We start from the raw sequence: 21,797 nt of genomic DNA, 5'->3' as shown, positions 1-21,797 counted from the left end.
GCGGCCCCGTTGCCGCATTGCGACACATTGTGTTAATGCCGGGCCGCCGCGGCGGGTGCACTCCGCGCGCGTCGAAACCTGTCCAACCGCCGGAACCCGCGCTTTGAGATGGGACCGCGCGGCAGGACGCCGGGATAGCAAGAGAACGGGATCCTCCGTGGCCTCCGAAGCGACCAACGTCTCGCCGAACGCGACCCACCCCTCTGGCCTCGCCCAGCGCTATGCGCTGGCGCTGCTGGAGCTGGCGAAGGAGAAGAAGGCGGTGGATGCCATCGCCGCCGACCTGGACAGGCTGGGTGACCTGCTGTCCGGCGACGCCGGTTTCCGCGCGTTCATTCACGATCCGCGCCTGGACGGCGCCGCGCAGCAGCGCGGCCTCTTCGCCGTGCTGGAGCGTGCCGGCATTGCCGGCGACGTCCGCGCCCTCGTCGGCGTGCTGATCGCCAACCGCCGCCTGGCGGTGCTGCCGCAGGTGGTCGCCGCCTTCGGCGCGCTGCTCGCCGAGCAGCGTGGCCAGCAGACCGCCGAGGTCGCCACCGCCCATCCGCTGACCGACACGCAGCGCGCGCAGCTTGCCGCGCGGCTGACGGAAGCCGGTTATTCCAACGTGAAGCTGGTCGAGCGCATCGACCCCACCCTGCTGGGTGGCCTTGTGGTGCGCCTCGGGTCCCGCCTCTACGACAGCTCGATCAAGTCCAAGCTGCAGCGCCTGCAGTACGCCATGAAGGGGGCCGCCTGATATGGAGATCCGTCCCGCCGAGATCTCGGAGATCCTGAAGCAGCAGATCGCCGGGTTCGATGCCGAGGCGAATGTTGCCGAGGTCGGCACCGTGCTGACCGTGGGCGACGGCATTGCCCGCGTCTACGGCCTGCAGAATGTCATGGCCGGTGAGCTGGTGGAGTTCCCCTCCGCCGGCCTCAAGGGCATGGCGCTGAACCTCGAGACCGACAATGTCGGCGTCGTGATCTTCGGTGATGACCGGTCCATCCGCGAGGGCGACACCGTCGCCCGCACCGGCGACATCGTGTCCGTCCCCGTCGGCCCCGGCCTGCTCGGCCGCGTGGTCGATGGCCTCGGCAACCCGATCGACGGCAAGGGGCCGCTGACCAACGTCTCCCCGGCGCTGGTCGAGGTGAAGGCCCCGGGCATCATCCCGCGCAAGTCCGTGCATGAGCCGATGCAGACCGGTATCAAGGCGATCGACGCCCTGATCCCGATCGGCCGCGGCCAGCGCGAGCTGGTGATCGGTGACCGCCAGACGGGCAAGACGGCTGTCATCGTCGACACCATCCTGAACCAGAAGCCGATCAACGCCGGCACCGACGAGAGCAAGAAGCTCTACTGCATCTACGTCGCCGTCGGCCAGAAGCGCTCCACCGTCGCCCAGCTCGTCAAGACGCTGGAAGAGAATGGTGCGCTGGAATACTCGATCATCGTTGCCGCCACGGCCTCCGAGCCGGCGCCGATGCAGTACCTGGCGCCCTACACCGGCTGCGCCATGGGCGAGTATTTCCGCGACAGCGGCAAGCACGCGGTCATCTTCTACGACGATCTGTCGAAGCAGGCCGTGGCCTACCGCCAGATGTCGCTGCTGCTGCGCCGTCCGCCGGGCCGCGAGGCCTATCCGGGCGACGTCTTCTACCTGCATTCGCGCCTCCTCGAGCGCGCGGCGAAGATGAATGACGCGCAGGGCGCCGGTTCGCTGACCGCGCTGCCGGTCATCGAGACGCAGGCGGGCGACGTGTCGGCCTACATCCCGACCAACGTCATCTCGATCACGGACGGCCAGATCTTCCTGGAGACGGAGCTGTTCTTCAAGGGCATCCGCCCCGCCGTGAATGTCGGCCTCTCGGTCTCCCGCGTCGGTTCCGCCGCGCAGATCAAGGCGATGAAGCAGGTGGCCGGCAAGATCAAGCTGGAGCTCGCGCAGTACCGCGAGATGGCCGCCTTCGCCCAGTTCGCCTCCGACCTCGACGCCTCCACCCAGGCCCTGCTGGCCCGTGGCGCCCGCCTGACCGAGCTGCTGAAGCAGCCGCAGTTCAAGCCGGTCCCGGTCGAGGAGCAGGTGGTGGCGATCTTCGCCGGCGTGCGTGGCTATCTCGACAAGATCGAGGTGTCCAAGGTCGGCGCCTTCGAATCGCAGCTGCTCGCCTCGGTCAAGGCCAATGCGCCGGAGATCCTGGACGGCATCCGCGAGAAGAAGGAGATCACCAAGGAGAACGAAGCGAAGCTCGTGTCCTTCCTGGACAACTTCGCCAAGTCCTTCGCGGCCTGAGGTAGGACCGGGGCAGACCACCCATGGCCAACCTCAAGGAACTCCGGGGGCGCATCAACAGCGTCAAATCCACCCGGAAGATCACCCAGGCGATGAAGATGGTCGCGGCGGCGAAGCTCCGCCGCGCCCAGCAGCAGGCCGAGGCCGCGCGCCCCTATGCGGAGCGCATGGCCCGGATGCTCGCCTCCCTCGGCCAGGCGGTGGCCGGCAACCCGGACGCGCCGAAGCTGCTGGTCGGCACCGGGGCGGACAAGGTGCACCTGCTGGTCGTCGTCACCGGCGACCGCGGCCTCGCCGGCCCGTTCAACACCAATGTGGGGCGCTTCGCGCGCAGCCGCATCCGCGAGCTTGAGGCCGAGGGCAAGACCGTCAAGGTCCTGGCCGTCGGCCGCAAGGGCGCGACCTATCTGAAGCGCGAATTCGCCTCGCGGCTGATCGGCGAGATCAGCTACCAGGGCAAGAAGCGCATCGGCTTCGAGGATGCGAGCGAGGTCGCCGCGCGCGTCACCGCCATGCTCGAGGCCGGCGAGTTCGACGTCTGCACGCTGATCTACAACCGCTTCCGCAGCGTGATCAGCCAGGTGCCGAGCGCGCAGCAGCTGATCCCCGCCGAGCTGCCCGCGGCCAAGGCCGAGGAAGCGTCTCAGCCGGGCGCCTGGTACGAGTATGAGCCGGACGAGGCCACCATCCTGGCCCAGATCCTGCCCAAGAATCTCGCCATCCAGGTCTATCGCGCCCTGCTGGAGAATGCCGCCGGCTTCTTCGGCAGCCAGATGAACGCGATGGACAGCGCCACGCGCAACGCGGGCGAGATGATCAACAAGCTGACCCTGACCTATAACCGGACCCGCCAGGCCAACATCACCAAGGAGCTGATCGAGATCATCTCCGGGGCCGAGGCCATCTGAGGGGAATGAGCACCGCCATGAAGAACAATGTTGGCAAGGTCACCCAGGTTCTGGGCGCCGTCGTGGACGTGCAGTTCCCCTCCGAACTGCCGGGCATCCAGAACGCGCTGCAGGTGAAGATCGGCGAGCGCACCCTGGTGCTCGAGGTCGCGCAGCACCTGGGCGAGCGCACCGTCCGCACCATCGCCATGGACACCACGGACGGCCTCGTCCGCGGCGCCGAGGTGGTGGACACCGGCTCCGGCATCGCCGTGCCGGTGGGCGAGGGCACGCTGGGCCGCATCCTGAACGTCATCGGCGAGCCGATCGACGAGCGCGGCCCGGTGCCGCACGCCAAGACCTACACCATCCACCGCGATGCCCCGGCCTTCGAGGACCAGGCCACCGCGGCCGAGATCCTGGTGACGGGCATCAAGGTGGTGGACCTGCTGGCCCCCTACCTGAAGGGCGGCAAGATCGGCCTGTTCGGTGGCGCCGGCGTCGGCAAGACCGTGACCATCCAGGAGCTGATCAACAACATCGCCAAGGGCCATGGCGGCGTGTCCGTCTTCGCGGGCGTCGGTGAGCGCACGCGCGAGGGCAACGACCTCTACCACGAGATGATCGACGCCGGCGTCATCAAGCTCGGCGAGAATGGCGGCACCGAGGGCTCCAAGGTGGCGCTGGTCTATGGCCAGATGAACGAGCCGCCGGGTGCCCGCGCGCGCGTCGCCCTCTCCGGCCTGTCCATGGCGGAATACTTCCGCGATGAGCAGGGCCAGGACGTGCTCTTCTTCATCGACAATATTTTCCGGTTTACCCAGGCTGGCGCTGAGGTCTCCGCGCTGCTGGGCCGCATTCCCTCGGCCGTCGGTTATCAGCCGACGCTGGCGACGGATATGGGCGCCCTGCAGGAGCGCATCACCTCCACCAAGAAGGGCTCGATCACGTCCGTGCAGGCCATCTACGTGCCCGCCGACGACCTGACCGACCCGGCGCCGGCCACCTCCTTCGCCCACCTGGACGCGACGACCGTTCTGTCGCGCTCCATCGCGGAGCAGGCGATCTTCCCGGCCGTGGACCCGCTGGACTCCACCAGCCGCGCCCTCGACCCGCGCATCATCGGCGAGGAGCACTACAAGACCGCCCGTGAGGTGCAGCGCATCCTGCAGACCTACAAGTCGCTGCAGGACATCATCGCCATCCTGGGCATGGACGAGCTGTCGGAAGAGGACAAGCTGATCGTGGCGCGCGCGCGCAAGATCCAGCGCTTCCTCTCCCAGCCCTTCCACGTGGCCGAGGTCTTCACCGGCACGCCGGGCGTGTTCGTGAAGATCGAGGACACGGTGCGGTCCTTCGCCGCCATCTGCCGCGGCGACTATGACCACCTGCCCGAGGCCGCCTTCTACATGGTCGGCACCATCGAGGACGCGGTGAAGAAGGCCGAGACCCTCAAGGCCGCGGCCTGATCACCAGCAGACAGGGAGTCCGGGGAGCATGAGCGCGACCTTCGATCTGGAACTGGTCAGCCCGGAGAAGCTGCTCCTCTCCCGCCCCGTCGAGATGGCGATCATCCCGGCGGCGGAAGGCGAGATGGGCGTGCTGCCCGGCATGGCGCCGATGATCGTCGCCCTGAAGGGCGGCGTCATCCGCGTGCAGGAAAAGGGCACGATCACCGAGCGGCTGTTCGTCCTGGGCGGCTTCGCGGAGATCACGCCGGGCCGCGTGACGGTGCTGGCGGATGAGGCGACGCCGGTGGGCGCGCTCTCCCGCGCCGCCGCCACCGCGCGGGTGAAGGAGGCCGAGGCCGCCTATGCCGCCGCCGCCACCTCCGCCACGGCGGAGGAGCGCGAGGCGGCCATGGACCGCCTGCTCGCCGCGCGCGAGATGGCGCTGGCCGCCGAAGCCGCCTGACCCGGCCCCGCGCGCGGCCCGCGCGCGGAGCCCAGAGGCCGGAGACGCCGCCCGGGGGATGCCCCGGGCGGCGTTGCCATTTCCGGCGGTTTTCATGGCGATGCGGCATACAGCCCCGCCTTGCCCTGCGATATGCTCTCCCCCAGGGACAGGTGTGGGGGATGGCGATGGGCTTCGGGTTGCTCCGGCGAGGGCCGTGCGGGTGGGGGGACGTGGCCTGAGCCCGCCGCTGATGGATCGCCGCCGCCTGGGGCTCGCCCTGCCGGCCCTGCTCCTCTCCACCCCCCTGGCCCGCCCGGCCCTGGCGCAGGGTGCCAGCCTCGGTTCCAGCCTCGGTTCCAGCCTCGGCCTGCTGGCGCGTGAGCGCGGCATCACCTTCGGCGCCGCGGTGCAGGGGCGTTTCCTGGCGGCCGATCCCGCCTATGCCGCCGCCTTCGCCACCGATGCCGCCCTGCTGGTGCCGGAATGGGAGGCGAAATGGGCCGCCCTCCAGCCTGAGGAAGGCCGCTTCGACACCGCGCCGCTGGATGCCATCCTGGCCTGGGCGCGGCAGCGCGGGCGGCTGGTGCGTGGCCATGCCTTGGTCTGGCATGAGGCCATGCCCCCCTGGCTGGAGCCCGCCCTGGCCGAGGGCCGCGCCCGCGCCGAGGGGCTGCTGGCCGCGCATATGGACCGCGTGCTCTCCCACGCCCGCAACCAGATCCGCGATTGGGATGTGGTGAACGAGCCGATCGCCAATCCCGCCGGCAGCGACGTGCCGCAGGCAGGGGATGCCATGCTGCGGGACACGCCCTGGCTGCGCGCCCTCGGCCCCGGCTATGTCGAGATGGCGCTGCGCATGGCCCGCCAGCGCGACCCGACGCTGCGCCTCGTGATCAACGAATATGGCATCGAGGAGGACACCCCCGATGCCGCCGAGAAGCGCCGCCGCCTGCTGGCGCTGCTGCGCGGCCTGCTGGAGCGCAACACCCCGCTGGATGCCGTGGGCATCCAGGGCCACCTGCAACTGGTGCGCCCCTTCACCCCCGCGCCCTTCGCCGCCTTCCTGGCGGAGCTGCGGCAGATGGGCCTGGCCGTGCTGGTGACGGAACTCGACATCCGCGAGACCGCCCAGGCGCCCCAGGATATGGCGGCGCGGGACGCGCTGGTGGCCGAGCGCGCCTATGCCTTCGTCTCCACCGCGCTGGAGGCGGGTGTGCGCACCTTCCTCACCTGGGGCCTGTCCGACCGCGAATCCTGGCTGGTGAAGGAGCCGGCGGTGGCTCTGAAGGATGGCCGCGCCCATCGCGGCCTGCCCTATGACGAGTCCTGGCAGCGCAAACCGATGTGGACGGCCCTGGCGCGCGCCTTCCAGGGCGGCAACGGCTAGAAAAAAGATGGGGGTCCGGGGGAATTCCTTCCCCCGGCCTTTTTTGTTCGCCCCATCGGGTGTTTCCTCCCCGGCTTGCTTGTGCCGCCCGCAGCCGGAGCCCCCATGGACCTGCTTTCCCTAGAGACCCCCGTCCCGGTCGTGGACCTCGATATCGTCGAGGCCAATCTGGCGCGGATGCAGCGCTATTGCGACGCGCATGGCATCGCGCTGCGCCCGCACATCAAGACCCACAAGATCCCGGCCCTGGCGCAGCGCCAGCTGGCGCTCGGCGCGCGGGGCATCACCTGCCAGAAGCTGGGCGAGGCGGAGGTGATGGTGGAGGCCGGGCTGGATGACATCCTGCTCTCCTACCCGCTGCTGGGCGCCGCCAAGGCCGCGCGCCTCGCCGCCCTGGCGCCGCGCGCGAAGCTGCGGGTCGCCATCGACAGCGCCCCGGCCCTGGCCACGGTGGCCGAGGCCGCCCGCGCCTCCGGTGCCGAGATTGGCATCCTGGTGGAGTTCGACAGCGGCACCGCCCGCACCGGCGTGATGACGGTGGAGGAACTCCTGGCCCTGGCGCGTGCCGCCCGCGCCACGCCGGGGCTGCGCTTCGACGGGGTGATGACCTATCCGCTCGGCCCCAAGGCGGCGGCCTTCCTGGCGGAGGCCCTGCCGGCGCTGAAGGCCGAGGGCATGGAGCCCGCCATCATCTCCGGCGGCGGCACGCCGCGCGCCTTCCACGCGCATGAGGCCGCGCCGATCAATGAGCTGCGCGTCGGCACCTACATCTACAACGACCGCATGACGGTCGCCGCCGGGCATGCCACCTGGGCGGATTGCGCGCTGCACCTGCATGTGACGGTGATCAGCCGGCCGGAGCCGCACCGCGCCATCATCGATGCCGGTTCGAAGAGCTTCGCCGCCGACATCATGCCGGCCGGGTTGCAGGAGGGCTATGGCTACTTCCCCGACTATCCGGAGGCGAAGCTGGAGCGGCTGAGCGAGGAGCATGGCATGGTGGATCTCTCCGCCTGCGCCCGCCGGCCGGAGATCGGCGAGCGGCTGCGCGTGGTGCCCAACCATGTCTGCCCCGTCAGCAATCTGGTGGACCGCATCGCGGTGGTGCAGGGCGGTGTGTTCCAGGGCTACTGGGATGTCGCTGCGCGGGGCCGCAGCATCTGAGGCAAGTGCCCCCCAATGGGTTTCCAAAGGCCTCAGGCCTTTGGTGGGGAGAGTTTGAGAGGGGCGAAGCCCCTCTCAAGAACCTGAAAGAAAGACACCACCGATGAGCGATGCCGAAAGCCGCCTCACCGCCCTTGGGCTGAGCCTGCCCGCTGTGGGCAAGCCGCTGTTCAACTACGTGCCCTTCCGCCGGGCGGGGGATGTCGCCTACCTCTCCGGGCAGGTGCCGCGCCATGCCGATGGCACGCTGACCACGGGCAAGGTGGGTGCCGACCTCTCCGTGGAGGAGGCGCGCAAGGCCGCCGAGCTCTGCGGCCTGCATCTGCTGGCCATCGCGCGTGAGGCGGCGGGCTCGCTGGAGAAGGTCGAGTTCCTCAAGCTCTTCGGCATGGTCAACGCCACGCCGGAGTTCGGGCAGCAGCCGAAGGTCATCGATGCCTGCTCGGATCTGCTCGTCGCCGTGCTCGGGGAGCGCGGGCGGCATGCGCGCTCGGCCATCGGCATGGGGTCGCTGCCCTCCAATGTGCCGGTGGAAATCGAGGCGGTGATCCGGATTCTGGACTGAGGGGTTTCAGGGGGCTCCGCCCCCTGGCCCCCGCTGGGGGGACAAGGTCCCCCCAGACCCCGCTTTCAGGCGAGTCAGGGCTTCTGACAGCCTTGCGCGGTCCGGCTCGCCGCCCAGGGAGAGGCGGAAGAACGGGGTCTCCGCGCCGGTGTGGTGGAAATCGGTGGGGAGGGGGAGGAGGAGGCCGGCGGCCCGCCAGCGCGCCTGGAAGGCCAGGGCGCTCTCCCCCGCCGGGCGAGGGAGCCAGAGATGCCAGGCCGGGCCCTCCGGCGCGCCGAGGATGTCGGCGGCCAGGGCGCGGCGGGCCAGGCCCTCGGCGCGCTTCTCGGCGATCAGCGCGGCGGCGGCGCCGCTTTCCGCCATATGGGCCAGGGCGGCGGCCATCACCGGGTTGCCGGTCAGGCCGCGCAGCAGGATGGCCTCCTCCACCGCCTCGGCCAGGGCCGCGGGGTAGCCCAGCGCGCCCAGTTGCAGCGCCAGGGAAAAGGGCTTGGCGAGGCTCCAGGCCACCAGCACCCGCTCCGGCAGCAGCGGCGCCAGACCCGGCCCGGAGTCGAGGAAGGCATAGGCCGCATCCTCCACCACCCAGAGGTCGTGATGGCGGATGATCTCCGCCAGGGCCGCGCGGCGCGCCGGGCTGTAGGAAAAACCGAGCGGATTGTGGATGCGCGGCATCAGGTAGAGCACGCCCGGCGCATCCGGCTGGCGCATCAGGGCTTCCAGCGCCGCCGGCAGGGGGCCTTCGCCATCCATGGCCAGGGCGTGCAGCGGCGCCAGGGCCAGCACCCGCCGCGCCAGGGGGAAGGAGAATTCTTCCAGCGCCACCCCGGCCCGGCCCGTCTGCGTCTGCGCCGCCGCCTGGGCCAGGGACAGCGCCAGACCCATGCCCGCCATGCCATCGCTGACCAGCGCCAGTTCCCGTTCCTCGCCGAGCAGGCCGGCGATGGCCCGCCGGTGCGCGGCATCCCCCGCCGCCGGCCAGAGGCTGCCCGGCATCGCCCCCCGGCAGACCTCCGCCAGGGCCGCGCGCAGCGCCGAATCCTGGCCCGCCGTCACCGGGTAATTGTTCGTGAGATCGTAAGGCCGCATGGTCGGGACATTCCCAGGGAGGGCGGGCCAGGGGAGGGCGGGGAGCCTCCCATTATGCTTTCAGATACTTCTCCAGGAAGGCGAGCACCGCCGCATAGACCCGGCGCCGGTTGGCGCGCTTGGTGAAGCCATGCCCTTCATCGGGGAAGGTGAGATACTCCACCGGCACCTTGTTGCCCTGGAGTGCCGCCACGATCTGCTCGCTTTCCAGGGGGGGCACGCGCGGGTCGGTCATCCCCTGGGCCACCAGCAGCGGGCAGCGGATGCGGTGGGCGTGGTTGAGCGGCGAGAGGCGCTCCAGCAGCGCGGCATCCCGCACCGGGTCGCCATACTCGGCGGCGCGGTGGCCGATGCGCCAGGGCCCAGTCTTCTGGAAAAAGGTCTTCCAGCGGGCGATGCCGTAGAAATCCACCCCGCAGGCCCAAAGCTCGGGATATTCGGTGGTGGCGGCGAGCACCATCCAGCCGCCATAGCTCTGCCCCATGATGCCGATGCGCTGGCCATCCACCTCCGGCCGGGCGGCGAGGAAGGCATGGGCGGCGGCGAGGTCGGCCACGCTGTCCAGGCGCTTCTCGCGGTCGTCGAGTTCGGCATAGGCGCGGCCATAGCCGGTGGAGCCGCGCACATTCGGCACCAGCACGCCGAGGCCGAGGGCGAGGAAAGCCTGGAGGTCGGGCCGCCAGTTGGGCAGGGCCTGCATGGCCGGGCCGCCATGCACCCAGACCAGCACGGGCCAGCCGCCGGCCGGCATCGGGCCCTCCGGCAGGGCGAAGAAGGCCGGGATCTGCCGCCCGTCATGGGTGGGGAAGTGGAGGCTGGTCCAGTCCCGCAGGCCGGAGTCCCGCAGGCTGGAGTCCCGCAGGCCGGAGTCCCGCAGGCCGGGCGGCGCTGGCGGGGCGCCGAGCGGCGTGGCCGCCGCCACGCCCGGCCGCGCCAGCCAGATGGCGGAGGGGAAGCGGAAGCCCACCAGGTCGAAGGCCAGGCTGGCGCCATCCGGCGCCCAGCTCAGCCTGGTGATGACGCCCGCCGGATGCTCCGGCTCCTGCACCACCGCGCCGGTGGCGGCGTCCAGCAGGCGCAGCCGGGAATAGCCGCCCTCATTCACCACCACGGCGAGGAGGGACTGGTCGGGCGAGGGCTCCAGCTTCTCCACATCGAAGCCGGGGGCATAGAGCGGGGTGGGGGCGGCGCCCGGCGCCTGGAAGGCCAGGGCGAGGCTGTCCGCCCCCCGGTCGGTGAGCAGCCAGAAGCCCGAGCCGTCCTTCTTCCAGCGCGGGTTCAGGTGGCGGGCATCGCCGGCATGGGGGGTGATGTCGCGCGGCGGGGCGGTGCCGTCGCGTGTCACGTGAAACAGTGTGGATTCAAAGGTCCGCGGCGCGGTGGCGAGCAGCAGCCCGGCGCCATCGGGCGTCCAGCCGGGCAGCTCGTGCGGCCCCTCCACCTCCGCCACGCAGGTGGCGGCCCCGGTGGCGAGCTCCATCACCCAGGCATCGGTATGCGCCGGGTCGCGCGCATTGGCGGTATAGGCGATGTGGCGGCCATCCGGGGAGACGGCGCCCCAGCCATGGATCACCGCCGGGCTGGCGGTGAGGGGGCGGGCCTCGCCCTCCGGTGGCAGGTGGTAGAGCTGCACCCGCTCATCCCCCGCGCCATCGCGGCCGAAAATGGCGCCGCCATCGGGCAGGCCGGCGACGAAGGCCACGGCATCGGCGTGGTGCGTGCGCTGGCGGGCCGGGCCGCCGCCGGGCGGCACCTCCCAGACCTGGGCGGAGCCGCCGGCATCGTGCAGCACATAGAGCCGGCCATCGCCGGCATAGGCGGGCAGGGTGGTGGCGGGGGTGGAGAGCAGGCGCTCCAGCAGCGCCGCGGCGGCTTCATGGCTCATGCGCCCGTGGTGCACCCGGAATCGTGCGCCGCCAAGGGGCTTTCCCGGCCCTGCGGCATGGCGCGGGGGCGCGGGGGCGCCTAGATTGCGCCCCGTCATGCGCTATGTCTCGACCCGGGGCCAGGCCCCCGCACGCGATTTCGAGGGTGTCCTCCTGGCCGGGCTGGCCGAGGATGGCGGCCTCTTCCTGCCCGAAACCTGGCCGGAGCTCTCGGCCGCCGAGTGGCGCGCCCTGCGCGGGCTGCCCTATGCCGAGCTTTCGGCGCGGCTGATGGCGCTCTTCGCCGGGGAGAGCCTGCCGCTGGAGACGCTGCGGCAGCTGACGGGCCGCGCCTATGCCGGCTTCGGCCACGCCGCCACGGCGCCGCTGGTGCAGATCGCCCCGCGCCTCTTCTCGCTGGAGCTGTTCCACGGGCCGACGCTCGCCTTCAAGGACATGGCGATGCAGCTGCTCGGCCAGCTCTTCGACCATGTGCTGACGAAGCGGGGCGAGCGCGTCACCATCGTCGGCGCCACCTCGGGCGATACCGGCTCCGCCGCCATCGAGGCCTGCCGCGACCGCGCGGCCATCGATGTCGTCATCCTCCACCCGGAGGGCCGCACCTCCGCGGTGCAGCGCCGGCAGATGACGACGGTGCTCTCCCCCAACATCAACAACATCGCCATCCAGGGCAGCTTCGACGACTGCCAGGACCTGGTGAAGGCGATGTTCAACGACGCGCCCTTCCGCCAGGAGATGCGGCTTTCCGCCGTGAACTCCATCAACTGGGCGCGCATCGCGGCGCAGGTGCCCTACTACGTCTATGCCGCGCTGGCGCTGGGCGCGCCGGAGCGCCCGGTGGCCGTCTCCGTCCCCACCGGCAATTTCGGCAATGTGCTGGCCGCCTGGGTGGCGCGCCGCATGGGCCTGCCGATCGAGCGGCTGATCATCGGCGCCAACCGCAACGACATCCTGGCCCGCTTCCTGGCGGGGAATGACATGTCCATGCAGCCGGTGGAGCCCTCGCTCTCGCCGAGCATGGATATCCAGGTCTCGTCCAATTTCGAGCGGCTGCTCTTCGAGCTGCTGGGCCGCGACGCGGTGGCGACGGCGGAGATCATGCGCCGCTTCCGCGCCGAGGGGCGTATGCCGGTGCCGGATGCCGCGTGGCAGGCGGCGACGGAGAATTTCCGCGGCTTCACCCTCTCGGATGAGGGGACGCTGGAAGAAATCCGCCGCCTCTACCGCGAGAGCGCCTATCTGGCGGACCCGCACACGGCGATCGGCACGGCGGCGGCCCTGGCGCATCTGCCGGAGGATGCGGGGATTCCGGTGATCGTCGCGGCCACGGCGCATCCGGCCAAGTTCCCGGATGCGGTGGAGAAGGCCACCGGCTTCCGCCCGCCGCTGCCGGCGCGGATGGCCGATCTCTATGAGCGGGAAGAGCGCTACAGCGTGATGCCAGCCACGCTGGAGACGGTGGAGGCGGCGGTCCGCGCCCATGCGCGGCGGAACGCGCTGGTCTGAGGGACGGTCCTTGAGGGGGCTTTGCCCCCTCAATCTCCCCCAGCAGGGGACGGGGTCCCCTGCACCCGCCTTCAGTTGGGTTTCCAAAGGCCTCGGGGCTTTGGTTGGGAGAGTTTGAGAGGGGCGAAGCCCCTCTCAGGAGCGCGCGCTGTTTTCAGGCAGCCCCTGGCCCGGCCTCCGTCAGGCCGCGCGCACCTGGGTGACGAAGTTCTTCACCTCGCCGGTCAGCTGCTCCGACTGGCGGGAGAGCTGGCTGGCGGCGGAGAGCACCTCCGAGGCGGCGCTGCCGGTCTCATTGGCATTGCGGCTCACGGCGGAGATGTTCTGCGTGACGGCCTGGGTGGCCTGGGCGGTGCGCTGCACGGTGCGGGAAATCTCGCCCGTCGCCGCCGTCTGCTCCTCCACCGCCGCGGCGATCGTCACGGTGATGGCGCTCATGTCGTTGATGGCGCCGGCGATGCCCTGGATGGCCACCACCGCCTCCTGCGTCGCCGCCTGGATCTGGGTGATCTGCTGGCCGATTTCCTCCGTCGCCCGGCTGGTCTGGCTGGCGAGGTTCTTCACCTCGGAGGCCACCACGGCGAAGCCCTTGCCGGCCTCGCCGGCGCGGGCGGCCTCGATCGTGGCGTTGAGGGCGAGCAGGTTGGTCTGGCCGGCGATGGAGGTGATGAGGCCCACCACATCGCCGATCTTGCTGGCGCCCTCCGCCAGGGTGCGCACGGTGGCATCGGTCTGCCGGGCGCGCTCCACCGCCTTGCCCGCCACCGCCGAGGCCTGGGCCACCTGGCGGCTGATCTCGCTGATGGAGGAGCTCAGCTCCTCCGCCGCCGCCGCCACGGTCTGCACGCCGCCGCTGGCCTGGGTGGCGGAATCGGCCACCTCGCTCGCCTGCCGGTCCGTCTGCTGCGCCGTGCCGGTGAGGCTGCGCGCCGTGTTCTCCAGCCGGGCCGAGGCGCTGGAGAGCACGCCCACCATCTCCCCCACCCGTTGCTCGAAGCCGCGCACCAGGGTTTCCACCTGGGTGGCGCGCTTCTCCCGCGCGGCGCGGGCGGCTTCCTGCTCGGTGGCGAGGCGGTCGGCGGCCAGCATATTGTCCTTGAAGACCTGCACCGCCTCGGCCATGCCGCCCATCTCGTCCTTGCGGCCGCGCCCCGGCACCTCGGTGCTCATGTCGCGGCCGGACAGCCGGCGCATGGCCTGGGTCATCGCCACCACCGGCCCGCCCACGCTGGCCGAGAGCAGCACCCCGCCCGCCACCAGCACCAGCGCCAGCAGCGCCGCAGCGCTGACCAGCCCCCACAGGGCGGAACTGCTGGTCTCCCGGCTGGCGGTGGCCTGTTCTTGCCCGCCCTTGCCCTGGAAATCCAGCGCCGCCCGCACCGCCGCGCGGGCGGCGTTGAGCGCCGCAACGCTCTCATACAGCAGGATGTCGCGCGCCTTGGCCATGTCGCCCTGGGTGAAGGCGCGGTCCGCCTCGGCGGTGATGCTGCGGTACTGGCCCAGCGCGGCGCGCAGCGCATCGGCCAGCCGCCGCTCCTCCCCAGGCATGATGAGGGGCTGGTAGCGGGCGAGCAGGGTATCCAGGGTGCTGAGGCTCTTCTCCACATCCGCGCGCTGCTGCGCAACCTCATCCGGCCGGCGCAGCAGCACCAGCACCTGGCGCGAGCGCAGCTTCTCGAACTCGGCCGAGACCTCGCCCAGCAGGTCGGTGCTGGGCAGCCAGTTGAAGGCGATATCCTCCGCCACCGCCGCCACGGCATTCAGCCGCGAGACCGCGAAACCCCCCATGCTGACCACCCCCAGCATGATCAGGGCGAAGACGGCACCCAGCTTGCCGCGGATGCTCAGGTCATTGAAGAAAGCCGGCATGACACCCCCCCAGCGCGGAACTTCCGTGCAGTCCGGCCGGATCATCCTGGCAAGGGGGTTAAGAAGCGGTCTTTGCTGCGCCGCAAAAGGTCTGCTCCGTGCCGCCGGGATGCGCTTTTCTCACGGACCCGTGCGGCAGGCGGCCGGATCTTCACGGCACAGCATCACTTCGCGTGCAACCCTGGGGGGCGGGACCGTTCTGGCTGCGGGGTCGCAGAACCAGAGATTCGGTCTTACATTGTTCACGACGCAACAGCCCGCCCGCTTCCTCCCAAAAGCCGGCGGTGCACACGGGAACAGCGACACATGTCTGAAGCGGTGCGGCTGACGCGCCTTCCGAACGGCCTGACCATCGTCTCCGAGACCATGCCCCGGGTCGAGACGGTCTCCATCGGCGCCTATGTCCATGCCGGCACGCGTGATGAATCGGCCGCCGAGAACGGCGCCTCCCACTTCCTGGAGCACATGGCCTTCAAGGGCACCGCGGCGCGCGACGCGGCCGCCATCGCCCGCGAGATCGAGAATGTCGGCGGCCATCTCAACGCCTACACGGCGCGCGAGAACACCGCCTACTACGCCAAGGTGCTGAAGGAGGACATGCCGCTCGCCGCCGACATCATCGGCGACATCCTGACGCATTCCACCTTCATCCCCGAGGAGATGGAGCGCGAGCGCGGCGTCATCCTCCAGGAAATCGGCCAGGCCAACGACACGCCGGACGATATCGTCTTCGACCATTTCCAGGCCACCGCCTACCCCGACCAGCCGATGGGCCGCCCCACCCTCGGCACGGAGGCGAGCGTGGGCGGCATGGGCCGCGAGGTGCTGATGGACTATATGCGCCGCCATTACGGGCCGAGCCGCATGGTCGTCGCCGCCGCCGGCGCGCTGGAGCATGAGCGCCTCGTCCCGCTGGTGGAGCGCCACTTCGCCGACCTGCCGCTGGTCGCCCCCAGCCCCTCCGAGGTCGCCCGCTATGGCGGGGGCGAGTTCCGCGAGGAGCGTGACCTCGATCAGGTCCATGTCGTGCTCGGCTTCGAGGGGCCGGCGGTGGCGACGCCGGGGCACTACCCGGCCATGCTGCTCTCCACCCTGCTCGGCGGCGGCATGTCCTCCCGCCTCTTCCAGGAGATCCGGGAGAAGCGCGGGCTGGTCTACTCGATCTATTCCTTCACCCAGATGTTCCGCGACAGCGGCCTCTTCGCCATCTACGCCGGCACGGGCGAGGACCAGGCGGCGGAGCTGGTGCCCGTGGCGCTGGAGGAACTCCGCCGCGTCCAGCACGACGTGACGGAGGAGGAACTGGCCCGCGCCAAGGCGCAGCTGCGCGCCTCGGTGCTGATGTCCCTCGAATCCACCGGCAGCCGCTGCGAGCAGCTGGCGCGGCAGATCCAGGTGCATGGCCGCGTCATCCCGCCCGAGGAAACCAAGGCCAAGATCGCCGCCGTGACGGTGGAGCAGGTGCAGGCGGTGGCGGCGCAGCTCTTCCGCTCGCGCCCGACGCTGGCGGCGCTCGGCCCGGCTGGTAAGGTGCCCGGCCTGCCCAGCATCGCGGAGAAGCTCGCCGCATGACCCGACTCGAGAGGCTCGATTCCCTGCTCGCCGCCGCCCGCGCGGCGGGGGCGGAGGCGGCGGATGCGCTGCTCGTCACCGGCGCCGCGCTCTCCGTGCAGCGGCGGCTGGGCAAGGTCGAGCATCTCGAACGCTCGGAGGGGCTGGATCTCGGCCTGCGCGTCTTCGTCGGGCGGCGGCAGGCCATCGTCTCCGCCACCGATGCCGACCCGCGCGGCTTCCAGGCCCTCGCCGAGCGCGCCGTGGCCATGGCCCGCGCCGTGCCGGAGGACCCGCTGGGCGGCCTGGGCGAGCACCGCGCCTTCACCCCGCCCGACCTCGCCCTGAACGACCCGGCCGAGCCAGAGGCCGAGGCCCTGCTGGCCCGCGCGGCGGCGGCGGAGGAGGCGGCGCTGTCCCGCCCCGGCATCGCCAGCGTGGAGGCGGAGGCCGGCTTCTCCCGCTCCGAGATCGCGCTGGCCACCAGCCAGGGCTTCCGCGGGGAATATGCGCGCAGCGGCCATTCCATCTCCGTCACCGCCGTGGCGGGGCAGGGGACGGGGATGGAGCGCGATTATGATTTCAGCAGCGCCGTCCACCTCGCCGATCTGGAGGAGGCCGCCGGCCTCGGCCGCGCCGCCGCCGAGCGGGCGCTGAAGCGCCTCAACCCGGCCCGGCCGCGCACCGGCCGGCGCAGCGTGGTCTATGATCCGCGCGTCTCCGCCTCGCTGGCCGGGCATCTGGCCGGGGCGCTGAACGGGGCCAGCGTGGCGCGCGGCACCTCCTTCCTGCGCGACCGCATGGGGCAGCGCGTGCTGCCGGCGGGGCTCTCGCTGCGCGATGACCCGCTGCGCCCGCGCGGCCTGCGCTCCCGCCCCTTCGATGGCGAGGGCATGCCGGCCGCGCCGCTCGCCCTGGTCGAGGATGGCATCCTGTCCAGCTGGGTGCTGGACTGGCGCAGCGCGCGGCAGCTGGGCCTGGCCTCCACCGGCCATGCCAGCCGCGGCGTCTCCGGCCCGCCCTCGCCCTCCACCACCAATCTGTGGCTGGAAGGCGGGCAGGGCACGCCCGAGGCGCTGATGGCCGATATCGCCGAAGGCATCTATGTGACCGAGATGATCGGCATGGGCGTCAACGGCGTCACCGGCGATTATAGCCGGGGCGCGGCGGGCTTCATGATCCGCGATGGCGCGCTGGCGGAGCCGGTGTCGGGCATCACCATCGCCGGCAATCTGAAGGATATGCTGCTGCGCCTGCGCGCCGCCGGGGATCTGCGCTTCCGGCGCGGCACGGATGCGCCGACGCTGCGGATTGATGATCTGACCGTGGCCGGGAGTTAGGGGGGGCTTTGCCCCCGCGCCCCCACCGGGGTGGCACGGCCACCCCGGACCCCGCGATCCGTTGGCGCCAAACTGATGGCGGGGCCTGGGGGGACCCTGTCCCCCCAGCGGGGGTCAGGGGGCGGAGCCCCCTGCTGCCCATCCTTTGAAGGCCGCGAAGACCTCCGCCACCCGCCGGTAGATGGGCTGGCGGAAGGCCACAACGATCTCCGGCACGTCTTCCAGCTCGGCCCAGCGCCAGGCGTTGAATTCCGGATGCGGGTCCTGGTCCAGCCGGATCTCGTGGTCTTCCCCGGTGAAGCCCAGGGCGAACCATTTCTGCTGCTGCCCGCGGTACTTCCCGCCCAGCGCCTTGCCCACCAGCTCCGCCGGCAGGTCATAGGTCAGCCATTCCGGCACCTCGCCGAGCAGGGTGGCGGAGGCGGTGCCGATTTCCTCGCGCAATTCGCGCAGCACGGCGCTGGCGGGCTCTTCCCCCGCATCCAGCCCGCCCTGTGGCCATTGCCACGCATCCTGCGCCACATCGGCGCGGCGGGCGATCAGCACCTGGCCGGCGCGGTTGAACAGCACGGCGCCGACATTGCGCCGGTAGGGAAGTTCAGCGGTCATGGATTACCTGGAAGCGGACGGAGAAGCGGAGGCCGGGGCGCGCGTCACCGCGCTGGCGGGGGCGAGGGTGAAGCCGCGCTCCTCCAGCCCGGCGGCCCAGGCGGCGATGCGGTCCACCAGCAGCGGCGCCGGCTCGGCGGCGAGGCCGAGGGCGCTGCCACGTTCCCGCGCGATGCCTTCCAGCGCGGTGAGGCGGCGTTCCAGCTCGCCCCGCGTCAGCGGCTCGTCCAGGATGAGATCCGCGCTGGCGCCCCAGGCCTCGGCCGGGGCGGGGGCGCCGGGGCGCGGCTCCAGGTAATAGAGGCCGCGCGCCTGCATTTCCTCCTGCACCGCGTCCAGCTGGGCGCGGTCGGTGGCGAAGCGCTCGCCCCGCTGGTTGCTCAGCGCGCCGATGACGCCGGCATAACCGGCCATGCGGCCCAGGGCGCGGTGCAGCCGCTCCTGGTTCTCCCACAGCGCGAGGCCCGGGCGCAGGGCGAATTCCCCCGGCTCGGCGCCGCCGGAGTCCAGCGGCAGGCCCAGCACCACCTCCATGCCGCGGGCCCGCGCCTGGGCCAGCAGCAGGTCTGGCCGCAGCGCCTGCGGGATGAAGGCCAGGGTGGTGGCGGCCGGCAGGCGGCGGATGGCCTCTTCCGAACGCGCCGGGGAGAGGCCGAAGCCCCCCACCACCAGGGCGATGCGTGGCCGCGCCTCGCCGGCGGGGAAGGGGCGGGCATAGGCCAGCCGTGGCTCCCGCCCATCGGTGGTGACGCGGGGCAGGGGGCCGTAGGGCGAGTTTTCCAGCAGCGCCGGGTCGGGCGGCGGGATGGGGCCGCCCCCGGCCTCCCGCGCCGCCTGGAGGGGCGGCGGCAGGGGCGGCGGTGCCGGGGCCTCGGGCGGGGCCAGGGGCGGCTCGGGCGCGGCGGGCGGCGGCAGGGCGGCGGTGACGATCTCCGCGCGCGGCGCGGTGGCCAGGGGCGGCTCGGTAGGTGGCTCGGTGGGCGGTTTGGGCGGGGCGTCCGGCGGCGCGGGCGGTGCGCGCAGGGCGGCGGGCGCTTCCACCCCGCGCTCCGCCATGCGCTCCACCATGCGCTCTACCACGGGGGCGGGTTGCGGGATCGCGGCCGGCGTGGCCGGGGAGAGGGCCGGCGGCATGGCCGGGGCGGTGGGGCCAGCGGGAGCGGCGGCGGAAGCCGGCGGGGCCGTATCGCGCGGGGCGAGGCCGGCCAGGGAGGCGACACCCTGGGGCGCGACACCCTGGGGCGCGGCGCCCTGGAGCCTGGCGCCCTGGGGCGGGGCGGGCAGCGGGCCGAGATGGTCGAGCCAGGCGATGCCGCCAGCCCCCCCGGCCAGCACGCCCAGCCAGAACAGGCCGAGCGCCCGCCAGGCGAAACCCGCGCCCTTGCTCATGCCCCCCGGATCCGCGCCGTGCCCGGCCTCAGCGCGCGGCGCGGCGCTGCGGCTCGGCGGCGGCCCAGGCGCGCAGCAGGTTGGCGGCCTGCTGGGCCTGGAAATCCGTCTCCGGCTTGGTGGGGTCGAAGGACGGCGCCCCCTCGGGCGGCAGGCGCTGCACCTTGTCCGCCACGCCGGCGGGCAGGTTCAGCGGCGGCAGCTGCGGGGCTTCGGCGGCGGCGTCGTTGCGGAGCGCGCGGCGCAGATCGGCCTCGCGGTCGCGCACCGGGGCATTGGCCTCCTCCCGTGTCGCCAGCACCTCGATATCGGGCTTGATGCCGGTGGCCTGGATGGAGCGGCCGGAGGGGGTGTAGTAGCGCGCCGTGGTCAGGCGGATGGCGCCATTGCCCGGGATGGGCATGACCGTCTGCACGCTGCCCTTGCCGAAGGAGCGGGTGCCGAGCACCACGGCCCGGCGGTGGTCCTGCAGGGCGCCGGCGACGATCTCGCTGGCCGAGGCGCTGCCGCCATTGACCAGCACGACGACGCGCAGCCCGTCGGTGATGTCGCCCGGCTTGGCGTTCCAGCGCTGCCCGTCATCCGCCTTGCGGGCGCGGGTGGAGACGATCTCGCCCTGCTCCAGGAAGTCGTCCGAGACCTGCACCGCCTGGTCGAGCAGCCCGCCCGGGTTGTTGCGCAGGTCGAGGATGATGCCCTTCAGGCTATTGCCGGCCTGCTGGCGCAGCGTCGTCACCGCCCGGCGCAGGGCGATGTCCGTCTGCTCGTTGAAGGAGGAGAGGCGGACATAGCCGACATCATTCCCCTCCATGCGGAAGCGCGCCACCTGCGGGCGGATCACGTCGCGCGTCAGGGAGAGCTCGATCGGCGCCTCGGTGCCGGGGCGGCGGATGGTCAGCTTGATGGCGGTGCCGCGCTCGCCGCGCATCTGCTCCACCGCCTCCTGCAGCGTCAGCCCCTGGACGGAGTTGCCGTTGAGGTGGGTGATCAGGTCGCCGGGCTTGACGCCGGCGCGGGCGGCCGGGGTGTCGTCGATCGGCGAGATGACCTTGACGTAGCCGCCCTCCTGGCTGACCTCGATGCCGAGGCCGCCGAACTCGCCGCGCGTCTGCACCTGCATGTCGCGGAAGGAGCGGGCGTTCATGTAGCTGCTATGCGGGTCGAGCCCCTGCAGCATGCCGTTGATGGCGTTCTCGATGACCTCGCGGTCATTCACCGGCTCGACATATTCGGCGCGGACGCGCTCGAAGATGTCGCCGAAGAGGTTGAGCAGGCGGTAGGTCTCGGCGCGGTTGCCGGCCTCCTGCGCGAGAGCGGACACGATGGGCGGCGTCACCACCGGACCGAGCACGGTGCCGGCGGCGAAGGCCGCCGCCACCACACCGACCATGCGCAAACCAGGCTTCATGCGGTGACCCCTCATGCGGTCAGCAATCCTTTCGCCGCGGCGAGTTCCACGGCCCTGCGAGACACCTTAGAGCGGCTTCGTGTGCAAGGGGCAAACTGAAACCTTTTTCGACAAACCGGCACGACAGAATCGTGACGGCCCGCTCGCGCCCCGCTTCTCCCCCGCCCGGGCTGTCCCCGCCGGGCGGCCACCACCCGGGCGCTGGCGGCACCCTGTGGGAGATGGCCCTCAGCCACGACCGCGCAACCAGCCCTTGGGGTCCACCGGCTGGCCATTGCGCCGCAATTCGAGATAGAGCGAGGCGCGGCCATTCTCCTCCCCGGCGCCGAGCTGGCCGAGCGGCTCCCCCGCCAGGACGCGGGCGCCCGTTTCGGCGTCCAGCCGGTCCAGCCCGGCCAGGACGACATGGTAGCCCCCGCCGCAATCGACGATCAACAGCTGGCCATAGGAGCGGAACGGCCCGGCGAAGGCGATGCTGCCGCCACAGGGGCTGACGACGCGCGCCCCCGGCGGCGCGGCATAGGTCAGCCCGCGTGCCGGGCCGGCGGAGGTGCTGTCGCCAAAATCGCGCGTCACCTCCCCGGCCACGGGCACGGCCCGGCCCCCCGCCGGTGGGGGAGGCGTGGCGGGGGCGCGGCTGGCCTCCTGGCGGCGCTCCTGCTCGCGCTGGCTCTGTTCACGCTGGCTCTGTTCACGCTGGGCTTGGGCGGCCTGCTCGCGCGCGGCGCGCTCCCGCTGGGCCAGGGCCTCCGCCTCCCGCGCGGCCCGCTCGCGCGCGGCCCGCTCGGCCGCCTCGCGCTCCGCCCGCTCCCGCTCCGCCCGCGCGCGGGCCTCGGCCTCGGCGCGGGCGCGCGCCTGCTCCAGCTTCTCCAGCATCTCGCGCAGCGTGCCGGCGCGGGCGGCGGCGGCGGCGGCCTCGCGCGCCGCCTCCTTCTCCTCCTCCGCCAGGGCGCTGCGATGGGTGCGGGCCTGGGC

General features: G+C 71.9%; 18 protein-coding genes. 11 read left to right on the top strand and 7 right to left on the bottom strand.

All coding sequences use genetic code 11. The annotated features are described in order from the left end of the window. The first annotated feature begins 157 nt into the window (after positions 1-157). The 8 genes from NON00_RS17545 to NON00_RS17510 all read left to right on the top strand — a co-directional run bounded on the left by NON00_RS17545 (position 158) and on the right by NON00_RS17510 (position 8,175). The gene (locus tag NON00_RS17545; RefSeq protein ID WP_256023664.1) at positions 158-739 is read left to right on the top strand and encodes a F0F1 ATP synthase subunit delta; all 582 of its coding nucleotides are present in this window, start codon (positions 158-160) and stop codon (positions 737-739) included. A gap of 1 nt (position 740) precedes the next feature. Next, positions 741-2,276 (top strand): F0F1 ATP synthase subunit alpha, encoded by a 1,536-nt coding sequence (gene atpA, locus NON00_RS17540; protein WP_256023661.1) that lies wholly within the window; start codon positions 741-743, stop codon positions 2,274-2,276. A 23-nt stretch (positions 2,277-2,299) separates the two neighbouring features. Continuing rightward, entirely contained in the window at positions 2,300-3,184 is an 885-nt protein-coding gene (locus NON00_RS17535; protein ID WP_256023658.1) for a F0F1 ATP synthase subunit gamma, read from the top strand. Positions 3,185-3,201: 17 nt separating this feature from the next. Further along, positions 3,202-4,632, top strand: coding sequence for a F0F1 ATP synthase subunit beta (atpD, locus tag NON00_RS17530; RefSeq protein ID WP_256023656.1), 1,431 nt, complete (start codon positions 3,202-3,204; stop codon positions 4,630-4,632). Between the two features lie 28 nt (positions 4,633-4,660). Beyond that, entirely contained in the window at positions 4,661-5,077 is a 417-nt protein-coding gene (atpC, locus tag NON00_RS17525; protein WP_256023653.1) for an ATP synthase F1 subunit epsilon, read from the top strand. 232 nt (positions 5,078-5,309) lie between these two features. Beyond that, positions 5,310-6,446, top strand: a complete 1,137-nt coding sequence (locus NON00_RS17520) for an endo-1,4-beta-xylanase (RefSeq protein ID WP_256023651.1) — start codon at positions 5,310-5,312, stop codon at positions 6,444-6,446. Between the two features lie 105 nt (positions 6,447-6,551). Beyond that, the gene (locus NON00_RS17515; protein WP_256023650.1) at positions 6,552-7,610 is read left to right on the top strand and encodes an alanine racemase; all 1,059 of its coding nucleotides are present in this window, start codon (positions 6,552-6,554) and stop codon (positions 7,608-7,610) included. 103 nt (positions 7,611-7,713) lie between these two features. Then, the gene (locus NON00_RS17510; RefSeq protein ID WP_256023647.1) at positions 7,714-8,175 is read left to right on the top strand and encodes a RidA family protein; all 462 of its coding nucleotides are present in this window, start codon (positions 7,714-7,716) and stop codon (positions 8,173-8,175) included. A gap of 6 nt (positions 8,176-8,181) precedes the next feature. Here NON00_RS17510 and NON00_RS17505 read toward each other — a convergent pair whose 3' ends face one another. Beyond that, positions 8,182-9,264, bottom strand: a complete 1,083-nt coding sequence (locus NON00_RS17505; protein ID WP_256023645.1) for an aminotransferase class I/II-fold pyridoxal phosphate-dependent enzyme — start codon at positions 9,262-9,264, stop codon at positions 8,182-8,184. Between the two features lie 52 nt (positions 9,265-9,316). Next, positions 9,317-11,149, bottom strand: a complete 1,833-nt coding sequence (locus NON00_RS17500) for an alpha/beta fold hydrolase (RefSeq protein ID WP_256023642.1) — start codon at positions 11,147-11,149, stop codon at positions 9,317-9,319. A 97-nt stretch (positions 11,150-11,246) separates the two neighbouring features. Between NON00_RS17500 and thrC the strand changes: the two genes are divergently transcribed. After that, entirely contained in the window at positions 11,247-12,656 is a 1,410-nt protein-coding gene (gene thrC, locus NON00_RS17495; protein ID WP_256023640.1) for a threonine synthase, read from the top strand. Between the two features lie 180 nt (positions 12,657-12,836). On the opposite strand, the gene NON00_RS17490 is transcribed toward thrC, so the two are convergent. Then, positions 12,837-14,525, bottom strand: a complete 1,689-nt coding sequence (locus NON00_RS17490; RefSeq protein ID WP_256023637.1) for a methyl-accepting chemotaxis protein — start codon at positions 14,523-14,525, stop codon at positions 12,837-12,839. 306 nt (positions 14,526-14,831) lie between these two features. Between NON00_RS17490 and NON00_RS17485 the strand changes: the two genes are divergently transcribed. Together NON00_RS17485 and NON00_RS17480 are read left to right on the top strand one after the other, a co-directional pair. Further along, positions 14,832-16,097, top strand: a complete 1,266-nt coding sequence (locus NON00_RS17485; protein WP_256023635.1) for a pitrilysin family protein — start codon at positions 14,832-14,834, stop codon at positions 16,095-16,097. Further along, positions 16,094-17,416: a TldD/PmbA family protein gene (locus tag NON00_RS17480; protein ID WP_256023632.1), complete on the top strand. Its 1,323-nt coding sequence runs from the start codon at positions 16,094-16,096 to the stop codon at positions 17,414-17,416. Before NON00_RS17485 ends, NON00_RS17480 begins: the two co-directional genes overlap by 4 nt. 114 nt (positions 17,417-17,530) lie before the next feature. Here NON00_RS17480 and NON00_RS17475 read toward each other — a convergent pair whose 3' ends face one another. The 4 genes from NON00_RS17475 to NON00_RS17460 form a co-directional block, all read right to left on the bottom strand. Next, on the bottom strand, positions 17,531-18,025 hold the full coding sequence (locus NON00_RS17475) for an RNA pyrophosphohydrolase (protein ID WP_256023630.1): 495 nt from the start codon (positions 18,023-18,025) through the stop codon (positions 17,531-17,533). A 3-nt stretch (positions 18,026-18,028) separates the two neighbouring features. Next, on the bottom strand, positions 18,029-19,414 hold the full coding sequence (locus tag NON00_RS17470; protein WP_256023627.1) for a divergent polysaccharide deacetylase family protein: 1,386 nt from the start codon (positions 19,412-19,414) through the stop codon (positions 18,029-18,031). 28 nt (positions 19,415-19,442) lie between these two features. Beyond that, complete coding sequence (locus tag NON00_RS17465; protein WP_256023625.1) at positions 19,443-20,822, bottom strand: S41 family peptidase; 1,380 nt, start codon at positions 20,820-20,822, stop codon at positions 19,443-19,445. A gap of 228 nt (positions 20,823-21,050) precedes the next feature. Further along, a partial coding sequence (locus NON00_RS17460; protein WP_256023623.1) for a murein hydrolase activator EnvC occupies positions 21,051-21,797 on the bottom strand: 747 nt, incomplete at its 5' end.

The organism is Roseomonas sp. GC11 (assembly GCF_024437745.1).
Taxonomy (GTDB): Bacteria; Pseudomonadota; Alphaproteobacteria; order Acetobacterales; family Acetobacteraceae; genus Pseudoroseomonas.
The sequence above is the reverse complement of the archived record's forward strand: the minus strand, read 5'-3'. Positions and strand labels throughout refer to the sequence as shown.